Genomic DNA, 2,695 nt, shown 5'->3' with positions numbered 1-2,695 from the left:
TCGGGCTCATCACCGGCGATGTCGAGCCCTCGGATGGTCGGGTCAAGCGCGGGAAGACCGTACAGGTCGCCACGCTCACGCAGCAGACGCACGAGCTCGACAAGTACATGAACGACCCGGTCCGCGTCGTCATCTCCGAGCTGCAGAGCACGTACACCCTCGGCAGTGGATCGAAGGCGCAGGAGATGACACCGGCGCAGCTCCTCGAACGCCTCGGCTTCGCCAGCGCGCAGCTCTCCACACCCGTCAAGGACCTGTCGGGCGGGCAGCAGCGCCGACTGCAGCTTCTGCTCATCCTGCTGAGCCAGCCCAACGTGCTCATCCTCGACGAGCCGACCAACGACCTCGACACCGACATGCTCGCGGCGATGGAGGACCTCCTCGACTCGTGGCCCGGCACTCTTGTAGTGGTGAGCCACGATCGGTACTTCCTCGAGCGCGTCACCGACGACCAGTACGCCGTGCTGCAGGGGCACCTTCGCCACTTGCCCGGCGGCGTGGACGAATACCTTCGCCGTAGCGCCGAGATCGCCAAGGGCACTGCGAGCTCCGGCGGGATGAAGTCGGCGACGCCAAGCGAGGCGGCAGCGTCGGCCGAGCCCAAACTGTCCGGGGCAGAGAAGCGCGCCGCCGAGAAGCAACTCGCGGCCGTGGAACGCAAGATGGACAAGGCTTCCGCAGAGATCGAGAAACTCAACGCCGAAATGGCCGCGCACGACCAAAGCGACATCGGCGGGCTTTCGGATCTCGGCAAGAAGGTCGGCGCGAAGGAGACGGAGATCGCCGAACTCGAGGAACAGTGGATGGAACTTTCGGAGGGGCTCGACTGACGATGAGCACACACCAGAGCACACCGCGTTCGCAGTCGCGCACGGAGGAGCGGACGGGGTCGTCGATGCGACGATGAGCCCGCGGTCTCCGCGCCTGCCGCGTCCTGCGGTCTTCGCCATCGCCTCGGCGGCGATGATCTTCATCTTCATGTCCTCGGGCGTGCCCGTCCCGCTCTACAACATGTTTCGCGTCACCGACGGGATCACGGACGGCGACCTCGCGCTCACCACAGTCACCTACCTCGCGTTCACCGCGCTCTCGCTGCTATTCCTCGGGCGTCTCTCGAACCATCTCGGGCGTAAGCCGGTCATCATCGCGGCACTGTTCTTCGCCATCGCGGGCTGTGTGGTGATGACCCAGGTTCACTCGCTGCCGGTGCTCCTCGCCGCCCGCATGCTGCAGGGCCTGGCCTGCGGGCTCGCGTCGACCGCGGCGGGCGCTTTCGTTATCGACGCCGCCCCGCGCGGCCGACTCCTGTGGCTGCCCGCGGTGATCACGAGCAGTGCCCCGCCTTTCGCCATTCCCGTCGGCGCACTGATCTCGGGAACGCTGTCGGAGTTCGCTCCGTTCCCGCGCACACTCACCCTTATCCTGACGGCGGTCGTGCTCGCCCTCATCGCCGTCCTTGTCGCGTTGTGCCCGGAAACCATGCCGCGGCGCGCGGGCGCGTTCGGCTCCCTCGTGCCGCGCGTCCACGTGCCGGCGGGCTCGGGGCGGGTCCTCGCCGCCGCGGGCTGCGCACTGGTGGCCACCTGGTCGTTCACCGGTTTCTATCAGGCCTTCGCCCCGGGTATGACGGCGGACTATTTCCATTCGAGCAGCGCGCTGGTGATCTCCGTGGTGTTCGCCTCCGCGGTGATCCTCGCCCCGTTGGGCGGAAGCCTGTCCGGGCGAATGCTGCCGGTTCATGCGTTTCGCCTCGGGCTCGCCGCGTTTCTCGTGCTCTCGGTGGCGGTCATGGTGTCGCTGCACGCCGGTGCCATCGGCCCGTTCCTCGCTGTCAGCCTCATCGCCGGGCTCGCGCAGGGTGCCGCGAACAGCAGCGGCATGCGTGCGGTGCTCGGCAACGTCGAAGCCTCCGAGCGCGCGGGCACCCTCGCGACGATGTATCTCATCTCCTACAGCGGCGCTGCCATCCCCGGGCTCGCCGCCGGGCAGGCGTCGAAGACGATCTCGCTGCCCGATGTGGGCACCGGCTACGTCGCGCTCGCGATGGTCGCCGGCATCGCAGCCCTCGCCATCACCGCATTCGGCCGAAAGGGGCACAGCGCGCCCGAGCGGTGACACAATCGCGGCTAGGTACGAGCGCGAAAGGACCTACCCATGCCGGCGCATCAGCACCACTCAGCCACGCAGGGCCAACTGGCCGACGTTCTCCCCGCCGTCGCGGCATCGTTCGGGCTGAGCGGTATCGATGGGGCGCACGCCCCGTTCGCCCTGGCCCCGAATCGTGACGTCGTGGTGCTGCTCATCGACGGGCTCGGGGCCAACCTCCTCGAGCGGCATCGCGAGCTCGCGCCCACCCTCCACGCGCGCGTCGCCCACACCATCGCCGCCGGGTTCCCCGCCACCACGGCGACCTCGCTGTCGACGCTCGCGATCGGAGCGCCGTGCGGGGCCCACGGCATCGTCGGCTACAGCTTCGGCCTACCGGAGCAGGGGAGCGGCAGGCGCCTGTTCAACTCGCTGCGCTGGCGCTTCGATTCCGCGCGCGGAGCGGACGCCCGCGCCGATCTTCCCCCGCGCGAGGTCCAGACCAGCCCCAGCCGCCTCGAAAAACTCGCGGACGCCGGCATCGACGTGCACTACGTCGCGCCCGGCTACCAGGAGCGTTCGGGACTGACACGCGCCTCGTTCCGCGCCC

Annotated in this window: 3 protein-coding genes; all 3 read left to right on the top strand. The window is 68.8% G+C overall.

Annotated features, from left to right (window positions below; genetic code table 11):
• Positions 1-830, top strand: an 830-nt coding sequence (locus K8V11_RS07340; protein ID WP_303912142.1) for an ATP-binding cassette domain-containing protein, incomplete at its 5' end; no start/stop codon positions are given.
• A 73-nt stretch (positions 831-903) separates the two neighbouring features.
• Positions 904-2,115: an MFS transporter gene (locus K8V11_RS07335; protein WP_303912141.1), complete on the top strand. Its 1,212-nt coding sequence runs from the start codon at positions 904-906 to the stop codon at positions 2,113-2,115.
• A 39-nt stretch (positions 2,116-2,154) separates the two neighbouring features.
• Positions 2,155-2,695: alkaline phosphatase family protein (locus tag K8V11_RS07330; RefSeq protein ID WP_303912138.1), on the top strand; the 541-nt coding region annotated here is incomplete at its 3' end.

The organism is Dietzia timorensis, assembly GCF_020742175.1.
Taxonomy (GTDB): Bacteria; Actinomycetota; Actinomycetes; order Mycobacteriales; family Mycobacteriaceae; genus Dietzia; species Dietzia timorensis_A.
The sequence above is the reverse complement of the archived record's forward strand: the minus strand, read 5'-3'. Positions and strand labels throughout refer to the sequence as shown.

Bases quoted from the DNA above. Each gene is read 5' to 3' on its own strand.
- K8V11_RS07335 (WP_303912141.1), top strand. From the start codon at position 904: ATGAGCCCGCGGTCTCCGCGCCTGCCGCGTCCTGCGGTCTTCGCCATC.